Genomic DNA, 16,882 nt, shown 5'->3' with positions numbered 1-16,882 from the left:
CGGGGCAATCGCGATGATATGCCCCGGCTCGCTTTAGTCGAATTCCAGCACGCCACTCTGGAAGGTCAGCACCGTTTCTCCCGACTGGTTGACGCCCTCGTTGAACGTGGTGTTCAGCCAGATGCCGGGTCTCGATTCCAGCGGGCGGGCGTCGAGCAGGGTCACGAAATAGGTCACGTCGTCCCCGGCGAAAACCGGTTTTTTCCATTTCAATTCGCGGAAGCCCGGGGAGGGGCCGAGTTTCGGCGGTTCGAGGCCCTGTAGCTTCAACCTCTTCACTTCTTTTGCCCAGTGGGACAGGAAAGATTTCATCCAGCCTGCGCCGGTGTGCCAGCCGGAGGCGCAGAGGCCGCCGAAAACGCTGTTCCTGGCCGCCTCGGCATCAAGATGAAAGGGCTGCGGGTCGAAATCGCGGGCGAAGCGAATAATGTCTTCGGCGGAAAAATGCAGCGTATCGAGGGTGACGCGTTCGCCGATCGGGGATAGTTCTGCCAGTCTCATGCTGCAACGCCTCCATTCGTGCGCATCAGGAACATGACGGTGTTTTCTCCCTGTGAGACCAGAATGCCGCGCTGGTTATAAAGCTCGTGGCGTAGTTTCACGAGGCCGATGCCGGGGCGTGAGGTGGAAGGCCGCTGTTCCAGCACGATGGATTTTCCCGAAAGCGTGTCTCCGGCCAGAACCGGCTTTTTCCAGTCAACGTAGTCGATGCCGGGGCTGCCCTGCGAGGTGGAGTTTGCGATGTAGCTGTCCGCCATCATCCGCATCAAGAGGCTGCAGGTGTGCCAGCCGGAAGCCGCCAGCCCGCCAAGAATGCTCCGGCGGCCAGCCTCTTCCGACAGATGCATGGGCTGGGGGTCGAACTCGCTGGCGAATTCAATGATCTGGGCTGCGGAAATCGATTGCGGACCAAGGGGAAATTCCCGCCCGACGGTAAAATCCTCATAGGCATATGTCGCGACCGGCGCCATGGTTTCCTCCCTTCGCACAGTCAGTGTTGTGCGCATCTAAGAGGATTTTTCCTTTTACGTAAAGGTCAAATCGAAGGTGCGGCTATCTTCAAATGGGAGAGAGTTTGGAGCGGGAGGGCGACCCCTGCTGCTTCTCCCCGGTAGGGGAGAAGGTCGCGGCAGCGGGATGAGGGGGCGACGGTCGAGATATTCGGAGAGGTGGACCCCCCTCATCTGTCCCTTCGGGACATCTTCTCCCCGGCGGGGAGAAGAAATGTGCCGCATTGTTCGGGTGGTTTCGTTCCCACCGTTGTTCAAACCAGATCAGGTGTTAAAGCGGAAGTGGATGACGTCGCCGTCCTGAACCACATATTCCTTGCCTTCGTCGCGTCCCTTACCCGCTTCCTTGGCGCCGACTTCGCCCTTATAGGCGATGTAGTCGTCAAAGCCGATGGTGAAGGCGCGGATGAAGCCGCGTTCGAAATCGGTATGGATGACGCCGGCGGCGGCGGGGGCTTTGGTGCCGCGTCCGATCGTCCAGGCGCGCGTTTCCTTCGGGCCGACGGTGAAATAGGTGATGAGGTCGAGCAGGTGATAGCCGGCACGGATCAGCCGGTCGAGACCAGCTTCGTTAAGACCGAGGGCCGAGAGGAATTCTTCGGCTTCATCAGCCGGAAGCTGTGCAACTTCGGCCTCGATCGCTGCCGAGATGATCACGCATTCGGCACCCTGTTGCTTCGCCATCACAGCTACGGCTGCGGTGTGCTCGTTGCCGGACGATGCGTCGGCTTCCGAGACGTTGCAGACATAAAGCACCGGGTGCGACGTCAGAAGATTGAGGCTCTTGAGGATTTCGATCTCCTCGGCTGCCAGTGTCTTCAACAGCAGGCGTGCCGGCTTTCCGTCGTTGAGCAGCGCGATGACGGCTTCCATGACGGGCAGCTGGGCGAGGGATTCCTTGTCCTTGCTGCTGGCGCGCTTGCGCGTCTGCTCGACACGGCGCTCGAGGCTTTCGAGATCGGCGAGCATCAACTCGGTCTCGATTGTTTCGGCATCGCCGACCGGGTTGATGCGGCCTTCCACATGGGTGATATCGTCGTCTTCGAAGCAGCGTAGAACGTGTACGACGGCATCGACCTCGCGAATATTGGCGAGGAACTTGTTGCCGAGGCCTTCACCTTTCGACGCACCGCGCACCAGACCGGCAATGTCCACGAAGGAGATGCGCGTCGGGATGATTTCCTTCGAACCGGCGATGGCTGCAAGCTGCTGCATACGCGGATCGGGCACCGCAACCTCGCCGGTGTTCGGCTCGATGGTGCAGAAGGGATAGTTGGCGGCCTGTGCGGCGGCCGTTTTCGTCAGCGCGTTGAAGAGGGTGGACTTGCCGACATTTGGCAATCCAACGATACCGCATTTGAAGCCCATGGCTTGAAACCTGTCCGTTTGAAAGAATTCGTTGAGGAGCCTTTTGCGGAAAGGGCAGGGCAAGGTCAAGCCCGCGGGTCGATTTGGGCCGGCAAAGCCTTCTGAAAGGTGCGGAATTCCGGGCAGGCTTGCCGATGGCGCGGTTGCGGCGCAATATCAGCGGGTCAAACGAGCGATCTTTCGTCATCCGGCGATTTTGCGCCATGAGCGACCATGATGAGCGACCATGATGAGTGGCGAATATGAGTGACGGGTCTGTCGATCTCAAGCCGAAACCGAGAGTAAAACCGAAGCTGGAGCGGCCGAAGCTCTATAAGGTCATTCTGCTGAATGACGACTATACGCCGCGTGACTTCGTGACCGTGGTGCTGAAGACCGTCTTTCGCATGGGCGAGGAAACCGGCCATCGGGTGATGATGACGGCGCATCGCTTCGGCAGTGCGGTGGTGGTCGTCTGCGAGCGCGATATCGCCGAGACCAAGGCCAAGGAAGCGACGGATCTCGGCAAGGAAGCGGGCTTCCCGCTGATGTTCACGACCGAGCCGGAGGAGTGAGGGCTTTTATGGCGTTTGCGGGGTTACCGAGCTGGATGGGTTGCCCCCTCAATCCTGCCGGATCTGGAAGCCAGTCTTGTTCTGCACGAAGCCGCAGCTTTCGTAGAAGGCATGGACTTCCGGGCGCTGGCGGCCGGTGAGCAGCATCAACTTGTAACAGTTCGCGGCAAAGGCCGCCTCGATGGCGTGGCGCACAACCGCGCGGCCATATCCTCGACCCCGACGGGCTTCCAGTGTCACCACGTTTTCAATGAGCGCATAGGAACGAGCGGCGCGGGTCAGGTTTGGAACGATCAGAAGCGTTGCGGTCGCGACGATTGCTCCGTTGTTCGTTGCGAGAAACACGGTCAGGCCGGGCTGGGCGAGCATGGCGGCGAAGGCCGCGCTCGCCTCTTCCGCCGTCAAGGCAGGATCGGACGGATTGAGTGACTGGTAGAGTTCGAGCAAATCGGGCAGATCGCCGGGGCCGGCCTTGCGGAGGGCGATGGTGTCGGAAGACATGCGGGGTTTAGTCCTTCTTGCCGAACATTCGCTTCAGCATCTCGGCCATCGGCCCGGTTTCCGGCAGTTTTTTTGGCTGGGCGCTGTTGCGCGCCTGATGGATGTGGGACTGCGCGGCCGGCTTGGCCGCCTTTACCGGTTTTTCCGCTTCCGGTTTGCTGCCCGTCGCCAGCGCCAACTTGTTCATCAGCTGCGAATCCTCACCCTTCACCAGCATGGCGGCGTTGTCGGCGATGGCGTCCAGCAGCGGATCGAGCCAGACGCGGTCTGCTTTGGCGAAATCGCCGAGCACATGGCCGTGCACGCGCTCCTTGTCGCCGGGATGGCCAATGCCGAGGCGCAGGCGGCTATAGTCCTTGCCGCAATGGGCGTCGAGGGATTTAAGGCCGTTATGACCGCCATGGCCGCCGCCGATCTTGATGCGCGTGCGGCCCGCCAGCAAATCGAGCTCGTCATGGATGGCGATGATGTCGGCCGGCGTCAGTTTGAAGAAACGCATGGCCTCGCCGACGGATTCGCCTGACAGGTTCATATAGGTGAGCGGTTTCATCAACAGAACCTTCTCGCCTGCGATCTCGCCTTCGGAAATTTCCGCCTTGAATTTCTTCGACCAGGGCGCAAAGGAGGGCAGGCGCTGCAGCGCATCCACGGCCATGAAGCCGATATTGTGACGGTTTCCCGCATATTGTGCGCCGGGATTACCAAGTCCTGCGATGATCTTCATGGGGCATGTCCGCGTTTTGCCTGACGATGCTGTTGTCACCACCCCGAAAAGTGCCTGATGTCAATCTTTTTATGGGTTTGCGGGGTGGATCGGCCGATTGCTCAGGGGCTGACGAGATCGTAGCGGTCGAATATCCGCTGCTGCGTTCCATCGGCGATCAGCCTGTCCAGCCGGGCCTGCAATTTTGCGATGATCTCGTCAGGAACGCTTTTGTTGCAGGCAAGGCCGAGCTGTTGCCGGCTCAGCGTTATCACTTCCTTGAAGCTGTCCGCAGGCAGGCTCTTGAAGGTGCTTTCCGACATTGGCATGAGGTCGATGCGGCCGAGCTTCAGCTTGTTGAACGTGATCTCGAAATCCGCGCCTACGTCAATTTGCGGGAAACCGAGTTTTCCCAACAGTGCTTCGGTATAGTCGCCCCGCTGCGTTCCCACCCGGTATTTTCGGGCCTCCCCAAGACTGGAAGCCTCGATATTCGCCTCGCGGCGCGCCACGAGAATATTGCGGTCGATGTGGATCGGCGCGACCCATTTGAAGAGCTTTTCCCGCTCGGGCGTTCTCGCCGTGGCGAAGACGCAGTGCATGGCCTGTGTCGTGGCCAGTGCAATGGCCCGCGCCCAGGGCATGACGGCGACTTCGTAGTCCGTATCGGTATCCTGAAGCACGATCTTGAGCTGGTCGAAATAGACGCCGTGCACGCTGCCATCGCTGGCCTGCAGATTATAGGGCGGATAGACCTCGGTCGTCAGGAAGAGCTTGGCCGCACTGGCCGGTGTGGCGAGAGCAAGAAAGATCAGGCAAAAGCGGATCAATCCCATCGCGGCCTCCTCCGGCTTCACGCTTGTCGTGCCGCAACGCGGCTTTGTCCGGACGCCGCATCGAATGCGGCAATCAGCCTTTGGACCGGCTGCGGGCGCGCAAAGTAATAACCCTGCCCGAAGTCCGCGCCCATATCGGTCAGAAGCTTTTTCTGCTCTTCCGTCTCCACGCCCTCGGCAATAACGGTGCAGTTCATCTTGTGCGAGATGGCGGCGATGCCTTCGACGAGCATGCGGTTTCGTTGCCTGATGTCCACGGTGTCGTCGCAGATCGAGCGGGTGAAGGACTGGTCGATCTTGACGATATCGACCGGAAAACGGCTGAGATAGCTGAGCGAGGAATAACCCGTGCCGAAATCATCCAGCGCGATGCGGCAGCCCAGCTGGTGGATGGCGTTGAGGATCGCCCGGATTTGCGGATCGTCCTTCATGATGACGGCTTCGGTGATCTCGATGACCAGGCGTCCGGGGAGAATGCCGTGCCGGTGCAGCACGCCGGCGATGCGTGTCGGCAATCCCGGTTCGAATTGTAGCGGTGAAAAATTCACCGCCACATAGGTCTCTTCCATGCCCGGCAGGCGCGACAGCCTGGCGAGATTGGCGATCGACTGATCGAGAATGAGGTTGCCGATGCGTTGAATGGTGCCATTTTCTTCGGCAAGGCTGACGATTGCGGCCGGGGAGAGCAATCCCTTGTCGGGATGGTTGAGACGCAGAAGCGCTTCGAAACCCGCCGTCTGGCCGGTTGCGAGGTCTTGAATAGGCTGGAAATAGGCTTCGAACCAGTCCTCGGAAAGGGCCTGCGCGATATCCCGCTCAAGTTCTGCATGTTCGCGTGCGCGGTCCATGATCGAGCTGTCGAAGACCTGCGAGCCGTTTTTGCCGGTTCTCTTGCGGCTATACATCGCCATGTCGGCATTCTGCAAAAGCTCGGACGCGCTGGAAGCGTGCAAGGGATAGACCGCCATGCCGATGCTGGCACTGAGGCGGATGCTGTTGTTCTCGATCTCGAAGGGCATGTCCAGCATGGCGCAGACGCGCTCGCAAAATTCCAGGGCGCGCTCTTCCACCTTGTCGCCGGCCAGCAGAATGGCGAATTCGTCGCCGCCGAGCCGCGATGCGCTGTCGAGCGGTGTGAGCAGAGGTTCCAGTTTCAGCGTGAATTGCTTGAGAACGGCGTCACCCGCGGCATGGCCGAGATTGTCGTTGATGGCCTTGAAACGGTCGAGGTCGATGAACAGGCACGCCAGTTCGCTGCCGTTCCGGTCCGCATCGCGGATCTGCAGGTCGAGGATCGCCTCGAAGCCCTGGCGGTTGAAGAGGCCGGTCAGATGGTCGGAAATGGCTTGCTGGCGGTTGCGTTTTTCCGACTGGCTCAGTTCGGTCACATCGGTCATGACGCAAAGGCATGTGCTTTGTTGCGCGGCATCGCCGGAATCGAGGGGTTTTTCGAGAATGAGCGCGTCCATGACGCCGCCATCCATGCAATGGAAACGCACGGTGATGCCGTTATGCGACGCGTCGGGCGAGGGATTCGCCGTCTTGCGTTGCTGAAACAGGGACCTGTCGTCGGGATGGATGAGATCGGCGAAGTTCAGGCCGAGTATTCTGGTGCGGTCATAACCTGTCGCCTGCACCCAATAGTCGCTGACGGCGGCAATCCGGTCGTACCTGTCGAGCGAGAACAACATTGCGGGTGTGCGGTTGTAGATCTCCGTCTTGCGTTCGTGGGCATTCTTGATCTCCAGCTCTTCCTTTTCGAGCTGGGTCTGCATTTCGTTGAAGCTTTTTGCCAGCCGGCCGATTTCATCCTTCGAGCGCCAATCGACGTGGTGGCGTGAGCCGAGGCGGCGTGTCGCCTCTATCGCCGCCGCCAGTCGCATCAGCGGGCGGATGACCATGAAGCGGTTGCCGATGATGGCAGCAAGAACGATGGTGAGGACGGCGAGGATGAAAATCGTGATAAAGGCCAGTTCGGTACGGCTAAGCGAAGTGAGAAGGCCGACATCATCGTAATAGACCGTCAGCTTGCCGACGGTGACGGGCCCCTTGGTGGTCTTGTAGATCACCTCGCGTGTCGTCGATGTGGCATCCTGGATGATGTCGCTGCCGGCAGTCTGGACGACATCGAGCTGGCCGGATGTATCCTTGACCTCGACCATGCGGATCATGGGATCGGAGACGAGCGTTCCGGTAATCTGGTTTATGGTGTCGTCATCAAGGTCCCACAGGGGGCGGGCCAGCGCCTGGGTATTCGTCGACAGCAGAATTTCGATGTGGTTGCGCTGGCTGCGGATTGCCTCGTTATAGGAAAGCGTCAGCAAAAGCGTGAAAAGCGGGGCGACCACTGTAAGAAGTGCGCCGGAAACAATCGCGATAAAGCGGCTTTCGACGGAATGAGCCATGTTAAATTGTAGCTACCCTTTGCCCCAGACTTGCTGCGCTGTGTTTCCGCCCATCCGGATGGGTTCTGCGAGGGGTTTCCGGCAAAGGCCGCGTTCCCACGTGCAATTTCCCAGACCGCCCGATGTTTCCACGACAGCGCAAGGGTATCGTTTCATGGAAATGTTAATCGACACTGAAACGGCTCATGTCTCAGCCGCGGGAGCCGCGCTTTCTGGTTTTAAAGTTCATAAAAGCTAAAAAGCCCGTTCCGAAAACGGAACGGGCCTCATTCTTCAAAGCTGTCAGGCCTTGCGGCCGCCGATTATTCCTCGGAAGCTTCTTCAGTCGTTTCTTCTGCAACGCCTGCAGCCGGAGCAACGATCGTTGCGATCGTGAAGTCACGGTCAGCGATGACAGGCGTGATGTTCTTCGGCAGCTTCACATTCGAAATGTGCACGTTGTCGCCGATCTTCAGACCAGCGAGATCAACCGTGATGAATTCCGGAATGTCGTTGGCCGGGCAGTGGAATTCCACCGTGTGGCGAACGATGTTCAGAACGCCGCCGATCTTGATGTCCGACTTTTCTTCGTTGACGAAGTGAACCGGAACTTCAACGTTGACGAGCGTGTTGCCCGAAACGCGCAGGAAGTCGACATGCATGGTGAAGTCGCGGACCGGATCAAGCTGGTAGTCCTTGGGGAGAACCTTGATCTTCTGGCCGTTGACGTCGAGGGTCGCAACCGTCGTCATGAAACCGCCGGCGTGGATACGCTTGGTGACTTCGTTGGTCGACAGAGCGATGGAAATGGGGGCCTGCTTGTCACCATAGATGACAGCGGGAATCAAACCGTTGCGGCGAAGTTCACGAGAGGACCCCTTACCAACTCGTTCGCGCGCCTCGGCCTTGAGCTCATACGATTCTTTGCTCATGGCAATTCCTTTCGAGGTTATATGGAGAGTTCATGCCCGCGGGCGCTGAACTGGGGAGGTGCCAAGCACCGTCCCACCCGCGTTGCCTCCAAGGGTGTCTACACGGGTGCGGGCGCTATAATACAAACGAGACACAAAGACAAGAGAGGACCCCTTCTCACCGGCATACCTCCTTGGTTTCATTAGGTTGCGCTAATTCACTCGCGTGTTGCAACTTTTAATATATGCTTATCCATTCATATAAACCCGGTGAAAACTTGGCGAATGGTAAGTTTGCGCAAAATTTCAACCGCGTAGATCATAATGCTCAAAGTTCTCCAGTGCCTCACCATCGATCACGATTATCGATATACCGCCGCAGCCGTCTTGGTATGCATGCTGGGCAGTTTCGTTTCGATGCGCCTTTTTTCGAAAGCGCGCCTGGCGACAGGAGTGCAGAAGGTCAATTGGCTGTTTCTGGCGGGCGTCAATGGCGGCGCGGCGATATGGACCACCCATTTCGTGGCGATGCTGGGCTATGTCGCGGCGGGTGACGTGGGGTATGATCCCTATCTGACCGGGCTTTCGCTTCTTATCGCCATTACGACGACAACTGCCGGTTTCGGCATTTCCGCCTATGGCGGGCGCAGTGTATTGGTGGAAGCTGGCGGGATCATCCTCGGCCTTGGCATTGCGGCCATGCATTATACCGGCATGGCGGCCTATAATGTTCAGGGAATGATTTTCTGGGATCAGGCCTATGTCATCGCTTCGCTGGTGCTGGGCGCGGTGCTTGGCGCCATCGCGGTCAATCGTGTTGCCCGGCCTCTCAACCGTTTCTGCCAATATAGCGCGGTAGCGTTTCTCATCCTCGCCATCGCTTCGATGCACTATACCGGCATGGCCTCCATGTCCTTCGCCTTCGATCCGCGTATCGTCATTCCGGAAAATCTGCTGCCGCCGGCCATCATGGGCGGAGGCGCCATCGCCGTGACGCTGCTGCTTCTGGCGCTCGGACTTTCCACCTATGTCATCGATGCCCAGTCCACCCAGCAGGCGGTTGCCCGCTATCGCCATCTTTCATTGCACGATCCGTTGACGGGTATTCCCAACCGCGCGGCATTCATCGAACACCTCAACCGGCGCACGCGCCATATCTCCTTGGGCGCGCATACCGCACTTCTGTCGATCGATCTCGACCGTTTCAAGGAAATCAACGACGTGCATGGCCATGCGGCCGGTGACGCCGTGCTGCGTGCCATCGCTGACCGGGCGAGTTCCGTGCTGAAGGCCGGTGAATTTCTGGCGCGCATGGGCGGCGATGAATTCGTGGCGATGACCCATTCCTATTACATCAGGGCCGATGGTGCAGAATTCGCGCAACGACTGATCGAGCAGATCAGCAGGCCGGTCGAATGGAACGGTCAGACATTTTCGGTTGGCGCCAGCGTTGGCATATCGGTCCGCAACACCGGCTCCATCGATGCCGATACCCTGATGGCGCAGGCCGATGTCGCCATGTACCGGGCAAAAAGCGGGACGTCTGACACGATCTGCTTCTATGACAAATCCATGGACGAGGCCGCGCGCGAGCGCAATGCGCTTGCCATCGCCATGCGCAGCGGCCTCGCCAATAACGAGTTCGAGCTTTATTACCAGCAGCAGAACGACACCAAGAGCGGCAGTATTGTCGGTTTCGAGGCGCTTTTGCGCTGGAACCACCCGGAACGCGGCATGGTCTCTCCCGTCGAATTCATTCCGATTGCCGAGCAGACCGGCTTCATCGTCGAACTGGGCGAATGGGTTCTGAGAGAAGCGTGCGCGCAGGCTGCGCGGTGGAAAAAGTCACTCGCCATTGCCGTCAACGTCGCGCCGCAGCAGCTTGCGGATAATGATTTCCCCGACAAGGTCGAGAGAATTCTTGCCGAAACGGGGCTTGCGCCGGAAAGGCTCGAGCTTGAAATCACCGAAGGCAGCATCATCGCCGATCATCGCCACGCGCTCGTCACCATCCGCAAACTCAAGGCGCTCGGCGTCAAGATTGCCATGGATGATTACGGCACGGGTTATTCCTCGCTTTCAACCCTGCAGAGCTTTCCCTTCGACAAGATCAAGATCGACCGTGCCTTCATCGACGGCCTGTCCACCAATGTGCAGTCGGAGGCGATCGTTCGCTCGACGCTCATCCTGGCGCACAGCCTCAATATCCCGGTGCTGGCGGAGGGGGTCGAGACGAAGGCTCACGTTGAGTTTCTCCGGCGCGAAGGCTGCCTGCAGGTCCAGGGTTTCTTTTTCGGCAAGCCCGGTCCTCTCACCTCCATAGCCAATCTCGTGGACGATACGTTCCTCTCGGCTGAGGATGAAAAGGAAGAGACCTCCGGCCGGCGTTATATCAAGGCGGTTCGCTAGTCCGGCGCAGCCGACGGTGCTCCCGGCAAGACTGGTCGCGAAATTTTTTGTTGAAACATGAACGCTTCCAGCGCACCATCGCACAAAAGCTTTGGGAGGAGCGTATGCCGACAGACATCGCCCATGCGGAACGCGTGTATGAAACGGCACGCCATCGTTCCGCGGCCGCAAGTTCTCCGATTATCGCCTCGTGGCGGCGCTGCATGGTCAAGCACCGTCTTGCGCCTGAGGAAAACCGCAAGCCGATCTTCCTCAGCGAGGTTGAATTTCGCCGCGCCCGCGAAAGTGCCGCCGGCTTGATCGCCGAGAGCACGGATGAATTGGACCGCATTTTTCACAGCGTCGGCAAATCCGGCTGCTGCCTGCTTCTGACCGACGCGCAGGGCGTTGCGCTGGAGCGACGTGGTGCTTCCGGTGATGACCGCGATTTCCGGGCGCTCGGCCTTTGGAACGGGGCCGTCTGGAGCGAAGAAAGCGTGGGCACCAACGGTATCGGCACGGCACTGGTGGATGAGCGCTCGGTGGTGGTCTATCGCGACCAGCATTTCTTCACGTCGAATACCGAACTCTGCTGCACCACCGCGCCCATCCGCGACCATACCGGCCGGGTGACGGGCGCACTCGATATTTCCACCTGCCGTGACGATATCAACGAGATGACCTTCTCCTTCGTCACCCAGGCGGTGAAGGATGCGGCGCAGCGTATCGAAGGCAATCTTTTCCGCCGCGCCTTTCCCGGCGCGCGCATCGTCGTCGTGCCCACCGGGTTTGGGGCGGCGCTCTCGCTGCTTGCCGTGGATCAGGACGATCTCGTGCTGGGTGCGACCCGTGCCGCCCGCCTTGCGCTGAAGCTCGATGATATCAGGATCGCGCAGGGACTGCCTGCTGCGGATATTCTGCAGGAACAACGCCACGACGGCGGGTCCGATCTTGCAGAGGCGGAACGCTCGGCGCTCCGCCGTGTCCTGTCGCGCACCAACGGCAATGTCACGCAGGCCGCCTCGCTGCTCGGCATCAGCCGTGCCACGCTTCATCGCAAGATGAAGAAATTCGACGTTCATTAAGGCCTGCAGGCGCGGGATTCGGCCGATCACGCCGGATCGAGGCGGCTTTGTCGCAGATGTGAGACAATGTGCGCTGCGGAACCGCGCCGCCCCTCTACCGAACCGCGCCATCTAGGCCCACCTTCCTCCCATGCGGTCCGCTCAGGATCGTTTTCATCAGGGAGGATGAAATCATGAATATTCAGGTTCAGCAGAAAGCGGGCGAAGCGCCCTTCAAGCTGAAATACGGCAATTACATCGGCGGCAAATGGGTGGAGCCGAAGTCTGGCCGCTACATGGACAATCTCTCACCGGTGACCGGCCACAAGATCTGCGAAGTGCCGCGCTCGGACGCATCCGACATCGAGTTCGCGCTCGACGCTGCCCACAAGGCCCGCGAAAAATGGGGCAAGACGAGCATCACGGAACGCTCCAACATCCTGCTCAGGATCGCCCAGCGGATCGAAGACAATCTCGACCTCATCGCCCAGGCGGAAACCTGGGACAATGGCAAGCCGCTGCGCGAAACCACCAATGCGGATATTCCGCTGACGATCGACCATTTCCGTTATTTTGCGGGCTGCATCCGCGCCCAGGAAGGCACGATTGGCGAAATCGACAACGACACGGTTGCCTATCACTTCCATGAACCGCTCGGTGTCGTCGGCCAGATCATTCCGTGGAACTTCCCGATCCTGATGGCCGCCTGGAAGCTTGCACCGGCGCTTGCCGCCGGTAATTGCGTGGTACTGAAGCCGGCGGAACAGACCCCGGCCTCCATTCTTGTCGTGATGGAGCTGATCGAAGATCTGCTGCCGCCCGGCGTCCTCAACATCGTCAACGGTACGGGCGTTGAAGCCGGCAAGCCGCTGGCGCAGAGCAACCGCATCGCCAAGATCGCCTTTACCGGTTCCACCTCGGTCGGCAAGGAAATCATGCGTTATGCGGCCGACAACGTCACCAACATCACGCTGGAGCTGGGCGGCAAATCGCCGAACATCTTCTTTGCCGATGTGATGAACGAGGACGATGCCTTCCTCGACAAGGCGCTCGAAGGTTTTGCCTTCTTTGCGCTGAACCAGGGCGAGGTCTGCACCTGCCCCTCGCGTGCTCTGGTGCATGAATCGATCTATGACCGCTTTATGGAAAAGGCGATCAAGCGCGTTCAGGCCATCAGTCAGGACGATCCGCTCAATCCGTCGACCATGCTGGGCGCGCAGGCCTCGCAGGAACAGTTCGACAAGATCATGCGCTATCTTGATATTGGCAAGAAGGAAGGCGCCAAGGTTTTGACCGGCGGTGACCGCAAGACGCTGACGGGCGACCTGAAGGACGGCTATTACATCCAGCCGACCGTCTTTGAAGGTAACAACAAGATGCGGATTTTCCAGGAGGAAATCTTCGGTCCTGTCGTTTCCGTCACCACCTTCAAGACGGTGGAAGAGGCGCTCGAAATCGCCAATGACACGGTTTACGGTCTGGGTGCCGGCGTCTGGAGCCGCGATACCAATATCGCCTACCGGGCCGGCCGCGGCATCGAGGCGGGCCGCGTCTGGACGAATTGCTATCACGTCTATCCGGCGGGTGCTGCCTTTGGCGGCTACAAGCAATCGGGCATCGGTCGCGAGACCCACAAGATGATGCTCGATCACTACCAACAGACCAAGAACCTGCTGGTTTCCTACAGCCCCAACAAGGTCGGTTTCTTCTGAGGTCCTCCCCGGAAGCCGGCGAGGGCAACGGTGCCGGGTCGCCGGCGTGTTCCCAGGGGCTTCGGCCCCTGGGAGCCCGGATCGGAGTTTTAAGCAAAATGAAAGGCCGGAGGTTTTGTCTCCGGCCTTTTTGGTTGTTGCTTACGCCGCGTAGCGCTGGTCTCGGTGTCGGGTCTCACCCACTGAGAACTGCCCCACCTGTTCGGTAAGGCCATCCGCCTCGCTTGCCAGCGAGAAGGCCGAAGCGGTGGTTTCCTCCACCATCGCCGCGTTCTGCTGCGTAACATGGTCGAGTTCGTTGACCGAAGCATTGATTTCGCTGAGGCGGCCGGACTGTTCGCGCGATGCGGTGGCGATTTCGCCGATCTGGTCGTTGACCGACTGGATGCGTTTCTGGATCTGCTCCAGGCTTTCGCCGGTCTTCAGCACCAGCGCCACGCCGCTTTCCACATCGCCTGCCGAGGTTGCGATCAACGTCGTGATGTCGCGTGCGGCGGCAGCCGATTTCTGCGCCAGTTCGCGCACTTCCTGCGCCACAACGGCAAAGCCCTTTCCGGCTTCGCCGGCGCGGGCGGCTTCCACGCCGGCATTCAGGGCCAGCAGGTTGGTCTGGAAGGCGATCTGGTCGATGACGTCGATGATCTGGCGGATCTTGGCCGACGAGGTCTCGATGCGTTCCATGGCGACGATCGCTTCTTTCACGACCGCCGTGGACTTGTGGGCGTCCTGCATCGTGCCCGCCGTTGCCTCGACCGCAACATTGCAACGCGAAAGGGAGAGATCGACGGCCTGCGTCATCTCTCCGAGTGCCGCGGCCGCTTCCTCGAGGGCTGCTGCCTGGCGTTCTGTGCGCCGCGACAGGTCTTCCGATGCGCTCTTCAGTTCGCCTGAGCCGGAGCGGATGGCATTGGCGCTTTCTCCGATATTGGAGATCGTCGCTTCCAGTCCGGCCATGGAGTTGTTGAAGTCGACGCGCAGATGATCGAGCGACGGCACGAAGGATTTTTCAATGCGAAGATCGAGCCTGCCGGCGGCCAGATTGGCAAGACCGGTCGCCAGTGCATCGACGGCCTCTTCCAGTTCCTTGGCGCTTCTTGCCTTTTCCATTTCGCGCTGGGCGCGTTCCTCATCCAGTTCCTCGCCCTTGCGATGGGCTTCGGTTTCCATACGCTGCTTGTCCAGAATGCCCTGGCGGAAGGATTCGAGCGCGCGCGCCATGGTGCCGATCTCATCGCCGCGGGAAACCGCCTTGATCTCGATATTGTTCTCACCGCCGTTGAGGCGCTCCATCAATCCGGCAAGACCGGTCAATGGCTTGGTGAGGCTTGCGGAGACGAAAATGCCGATCAGCGTCATGATCGCAAGCACGGCAAGGGTCGCAACGGCCGCCCAGAAGGCAAGATCGTTGGCGGCGGCCAGGACCTTGCTCTCCTGCTGGCCGATCGCCAGAAGATGCTTCTGGCCAAACACGGTGACCGGGCGATAGGCATAGAAGATGTTGCCGACAGGTGTCTGTGCTAGCACCATTCCGGCATCACTTGCGCCCGAAAGGGCCGCGAGATTTTCGGAAATGGGGGCATCCGCGCCACCCGAGAGCACGCCGGCGCGGCGTTTGCCTTCCGCGCTCAGAAGAATGGCGTCATCGATGGTCTTGCCGGTTTCTTCGGGTGTGACCACCGCGCCGATGCGATCGGTGGCAATACGCATGATGACAGCGCCCTTGCGCTGAATCTGACCCCAGTTGGAGACCGCGAGCGGCATGCCGATCATGGCCGAATCATTGTCGCCGCCGGTGAAGCCGGTTGTGCTGATGACGCCGTCCTTGCCGGCTTCGATGCGCTGGAACAGGTCGTTGATCGCGGCGTTCTGCGGTTCCGTCACGTTGGTCAGGAAGTTCTTTGCCTTGGTCACGGAATAGATAATGAGGCCGTTCTTGTCGATGACATAGATGTCGCTGACGCGGGTATTGCGCCAGACGCTGGCGATGGCGGCGTTGATGGTCGCATGGCGAATGGCATAAAGCAGTCGCAATCCTTCGCCGTTGAAGGAGGCGCGCTCCTCCTCGGAGACGCCTTCGCGGCGGAAAGCCTGGATGATGGCATCCTTTTCCGTCGGCACGACCGTGGTCATCGTTTCCAGCGCCTGGGCGATCGCGGCATTCTGCGACAGTTCGGTGATGCTCTGTTCGACACGCAAAGTATAGGCGTCAAGCTGCTTGGACTGGTTGCTCGCAACCGTTTCGAGCCTGATTTCGCTGGCGTCGATAAGGCCAGACTTGCCCATCTCGTAGGATAACAGCCCCACGGACAGGCAGGAAACCAGCGTAGCGCCTGTAACGAGCGCCGCGAATTTAGCCTTGATTGACAATGATTTAGCTTTGACAGCAGTCGGATTTACACCCGGCATCCTGTTTCCTCCCCCCAAAAAACGTTGCCGCACGGTGGCAAAAATTGCTTACGGTCGCGTTAAAGGGTTGCGAATTATAGGATTATTTCCCGCATTCCGCGAGAAAAACTTCGACCACTGCGGATGCTCCACCGGCACATGCCGTTATAAAACTGCAATAGAACTGGCGCATATCCAGCGCAGATCAACGGCTGTTCATGTTCATGCAAGCTTTTCGCGCTCCTTCTCTCGCCACTATCGATGATGTCTGCGGAACCCGAGCAGATGGATATGACGGAGCCCCTTTGCGATCGACCCCGGATTTCGCCGTTATCGTGCCGATGCACAATGAGGAAGCGAGCGTTGAAACGCTCGTGGCCGAGATCGTGACGGCCTGCCAGCCGGTCGGCCGGTTCGAAATCGTAGTGGTGGACGATGCCTCCTCTGACCGGACGGTGGATGCGGTGCTTTCACTCTGTGATCGTTACCCCATGCTGCGGCTGGTCCGGCACGACCGTCAGGGCGGGCAATCGGCGGCGATCCATAGCGGCGTGCAGGCTGCGCGCGCACCTGTTATCTGCATGCTTGACGGCGACGGCCAGAACCCGCCGGACAATCTGCCCGCACTTCTTGCGCCGCTTCTTTCCGCCAATGCACCAGGTCGGCTCGGCCTTGTGGCCGGCCAGCGCGTCGGCCGGCGCGATACGCTCGGAAAACGCCTTTCCTCACGCTTTGCCAACGGGTTGCGGGCCCGCATCCTGAAGGACGGAACGCGCGATACCGGCTGCGGGCTCAAGGCCTTCCGTCGCGACGCCTATCTCGCCTTGCCCTATTTCGATCACCACCACCGCTATTTCCCGGCGCTTTTTAATCGCGACGGCTGGCAGGTGGCCCATGTCGACGTCACGCATCGGGCGCGGCTGCACGGAAATTCCCACTACACCAATATCGGCCGCGCGCTTGTCGGCATCCACGATCTGATCGGCGTCGCCTGGCTGCTGCGCCGGCGCAAGCGGTCAAACTGGGCTGAAACTTTCAAAACGGAGACATTGCCGTGAATGCACCG

General features: G+C 59.6%; 15 protein-coding genes. 6 read left to right on the top strand and 9 right to left on the bottom strand.

From position 1 onward, the window contains the following. Positions 1-33: 33 nt before the first annotated feature. From CFBP5499_RS10305 to ychF, 3 genes are all read right to left on the bottom strand, one after another. Positions 34-501 (bottom strand): MaoC family dehydratase, encoded by a 468-nt coding sequence (locus CFBP5499_RS10305; protein WP_006311175.1) that lies wholly within the window; start codon positions 499-501, stop codon positions 34-36. After that, positions 498-971, bottom strand: coding sequence for a MaoC family dehydratase (locus CFBP5499_RS10300; RefSeq protein ID WP_080824586.1), 474 nt, complete (start codon positions 969-971; stop codon positions 498-500). Before CFBP5499_RS10300 ends, CFBP5499_RS10305 begins: the two co-directional genes overlap by 4 nt. 303 nt (positions 972-1,274) lie before the next feature. After that, positions 1,275-2,378 (bottom strand): redox-regulated ATPase YchF, encoded by a 1,104-nt coding sequence (ychF, locus tag CFBP5499_RS10295; RefSeq protein WP_080824587.1) that lies wholly within the window; start codon positions 2,376-2,378, stop codon positions 1,275-1,277. Between the two features lie 242 nt (positions 2,379-2,620). On the opposite strand from ychF, the gene clpS reads away from it, so the two are divergent. Continuing rightward, positions 2,621-2,932, top strand: a complete 312-nt coding sequence (clpS, locus tag CFBP5499_RS10290) for an ATP-dependent Clp protease adapter ClpS (RefSeq protein WP_080824588.1) — start codon at positions 2,621-2,623, stop codon at positions 2,930-2,932. Between the two features lie 48 nt (positions 2,933-2,980). Here the strand turns inward: clpS and CFBP5499_RS10285 are convergent, their stop codons facing one another. From CFBP5499_RS10285 to CFBP5499_RS10265, 5 genes are all read right to left on the bottom strand, one after another. Next, the gene (locus tag CFBP5499_RS10285; protein ID WP_080824589.1) at positions 2,981-3,433 is read right to left on the bottom strand and encodes a GNAT family N-acetyltransferase; all 453 of its coding nucleotides are present in this window, start codon (positions 3,431-3,433) and stop codon (positions 2,981-2,983) included. 7 nt (positions 3,434-3,440) lie between these two features. After that, positions 3,441-4,157, bottom strand: coding sequence for an aminoacyl-tRNA hydrolase (gene pth / locus CFBP5499_RS10280; RefSeq protein WP_080824590.1), 717 nt, complete (start codon positions 4,155-4,157; stop codon positions 3,441-3,443). A 101-nt stretch (positions 4,158-4,258) separates the two neighbouring features. After that, the gene (locus CFBP5499_RS10275) at positions 4,259-4,972 is read right to left on the bottom strand and encodes a substrate-binding periplasmic protein (RefSeq protein ID WP_080824591.1); all 714 of its coding nucleotides are present in this window, start codon (positions 4,970-4,972) and stop codon (positions 4,259-4,261) included. 17 nt (positions 4,973-4,989) lie between these two features. Further along, the gene (locus tag CFBP5499_RS10270) at positions 4,990-7,377 is read right to left on the bottom strand and encodes an EAL domain-containing protein (protein ID WP_080824592.1); all 2,388 of its coding nucleotides are present in this window, start codon (positions 7,375-7,377) and stop codon (positions 4,990-4,992) included. Positions 7,378-7,679: 302 nt separating this feature from the next. Then, positions 7,680-8,288, bottom strand: a complete 609-nt coding sequence (locus CFBP5499_RS10265) for a 50S ribosomal protein L25/general stress protein Ctc (RefSeq protein WP_080824593.1) — start codon at positions 8,286-8,288, stop codon at positions 7,680-7,682. A gap of 303 nt (positions 8,289-8,591) precedes the next feature. On the opposite strand from CFBP5499_RS10265, the gene CFBP5499_RS10260 reads away from it, so the two are divergent. The 3 genes from CFBP5499_RS10260 to adh all read left to right on the top strand — a co-directional run bounded on the left by CFBP5499_RS10260 (position 8,592) and on the right by adh (position 13,431). Next, positions 8,592-10,676, top strand: coding sequence for a putative bifunctional diguanylate cyclase/phosphodiesterase (locus CFBP5499_RS10260; protein ID WP_080824594.1), 2,085 nt, complete (start codon positions 8,592-8,594; stop codon positions 10,674-10,676). A 104-nt stretch (positions 10,677-10,780) separates the two neighbouring features. Beyond that, positions 10,781-11,740 (top strand): helix-turn-helix domain-containing protein, encoded by a 960-nt coding sequence (locus tag CFBP5499_RS10255; RefSeq protein WP_080824595.1) that lies wholly within the window; start codon positions 10,781-10,783, stop codon positions 11,738-11,740. Positions 11,741-11,913: 173 nt separating this feature from the next. After that, entirely contained in the window at positions 11,914-13,431 is a 1,518-nt protein-coding gene (gene adh, locus CFBP5499_RS10250) for an aldehyde dehydrogenase (protein WP_080824596.1), read from the top strand. A gap of 141 nt (positions 13,432-13,572) precedes the next feature. On the opposite strand, the gene CFBP5499_RS10245 is transcribed toward adh, so the two are convergent. After that, the gene (locus tag CFBP5499_RS10245; RefSeq protein WP_080824597.1) at positions 13,573-15,837 is read right to left on the bottom strand and encodes a methyl-accepting chemotaxis protein; all 2,265 of its coding nucleotides are present in this window, start codon (positions 15,835-15,837) and stop codon (positions 13,573-13,575) included. Between CFBP5499_RS10245 and CFBP5499_RS30015 the strand changes: the two genes are divergently transcribed. Continuing rightward, positions 15,788-16,081, top strand: coding sequence for a hypothetical protein (locus tag CFBP5499_RS30015; protein ID WP_175416560.1), 294 nt, complete (start codon positions 15,788-15,790; stop codon positions 16,079-16,081). The genes CFBP5499_RS10245 and CFBP5499_RS30015 overlap by 50 nt on opposite strands. After that, positions 16,035-16,874: a glycosyltransferase family 2 protein gene (locus CFBP5499_RS10240; RefSeq protein WP_080824598.1), complete on the top strand. Its 840-nt coding sequence runs from the start codon at positions 16,035-16,037 to the stop codon at positions 16,872-16,874. The genes CFBP5499_RS30015 and CFBP5499_RS10240 overlap by 47 nt, the downstream gene beginning before the upstream one ends. Positions 16,875-16,882 lie beyond the last annotated feature (8 nt).

Origin of the sequence: Agrobacterium tumefaciens (assembly GCF_005221325.1) — a bacterium.
Taxonomy (GTDB): Bacteria; Pseudomonadota; Alphaproteobacteria; order Rhizobiales; family Rhizobiaceae; genus Agrobacterium.
The sequence above is the reverse complement of the archived record's forward strand: the minus strand, read 5'-3'. Positions and strand labels throughout refer to the sequence as shown.

Bases quoted from the DNA above. Each gene is read 5' to 3' on its own strand.
- CFBP5499_RS10265 (WP_080824593.1), bottom strand. From the start codon at position 8,288: ATGAGCAAAGAATCGTATGAGCTCAAGGCCGAGGCGCGCGAACGAGTT.
- CFBP5499_RS10245 (WP_080824597.1), bottom strand. From the start codon at position 15,837: ATGCCGGGTGTAAATCCGACTGCTGTCAAAGCTAAATCATTGTCAATC.
- CFBP5499_RS10300 (WP_080824586.1), bottom strand. From the start codon at position 971: ATGGCGCCGGTCGCGACATATGCCTATGAGGATTTTACCGTCGGGCGG.
- adh (WP_080824596.1), top strand. From the start codon at position 11,914: ATGAATATTCAGGTTCAGCAGAAAGCGGGCGAAGCGCCCTTCAAGCTG.
- CFBP5499_RS10260 (WP_080824594.1), top strand. From the start codon at position 8,592: ATGCTCAAAGTTCTCCAGTGCCTCACCATCGATCACGATTATCGATAT.
- ychF (WP_080824587.1), bottom strand. From the start codon at position 2,378: ATGGGCTTCAAATGCGGTATCGTTGGATTGCCAAATGTCGGCAAGTCC.
- CFBP5499_RS10285 (WP_080824589.1), bottom strand. From the start codon at position 3,433: ATGTCTTCCGACACCATCGCCCTCCGCAAGGCCGGCCCCGGCGATCTG.
- CFBP5499_RS10255 (WP_080824595.1), top strand. From the start codon at position 10,781: ATGCCGACAGACATCGCCCATGCGGAACGCGTGTATGAAACGGCACGC.
- clpS (WP_080824588.1), top strand. From the start codon at position 2,621: ATGAGTGACGGGTCTGTCGATCTCAAGCCGAAACCGAGAGTAAAACCG.
- CFBP5499_RS10270 (WP_080824592.1), bottom strand. From the start codon at position 7,377: ATGGCTCATTCCGTCGAAAGCCGCTTTATCGCGATTGTTTCCGGCGCA.
- pth (WP_080824590.1), bottom strand. From the start codon at position 4,157: ATGAAGATCATCGCAGGACTTGGTAATCCCGGCGCACAATATGCGGGA.
- CFBP5499_RS10240 (WP_080824598.1), top strand. From the start codon at position 16,035: ATGTTCATGCAAGCTTTTCGCGCTCCTTCTCTCGCCACTATCGATGAT.
- CFBP5499_RS10275 (WP_080824591.1), bottom strand. From the start codon at position 4,972: ATGGGATTGATCCGCTTTTGCCTGATCTTTCTTGCTCTCGCCACACCG.
- CFBP5499_RS10305 (WP_006311175.1), bottom strand. From the start codon at position 501: ATGAGACTGGCAGAACTATCCCCGATCGGCGAACGCGTCACCCTCGAT.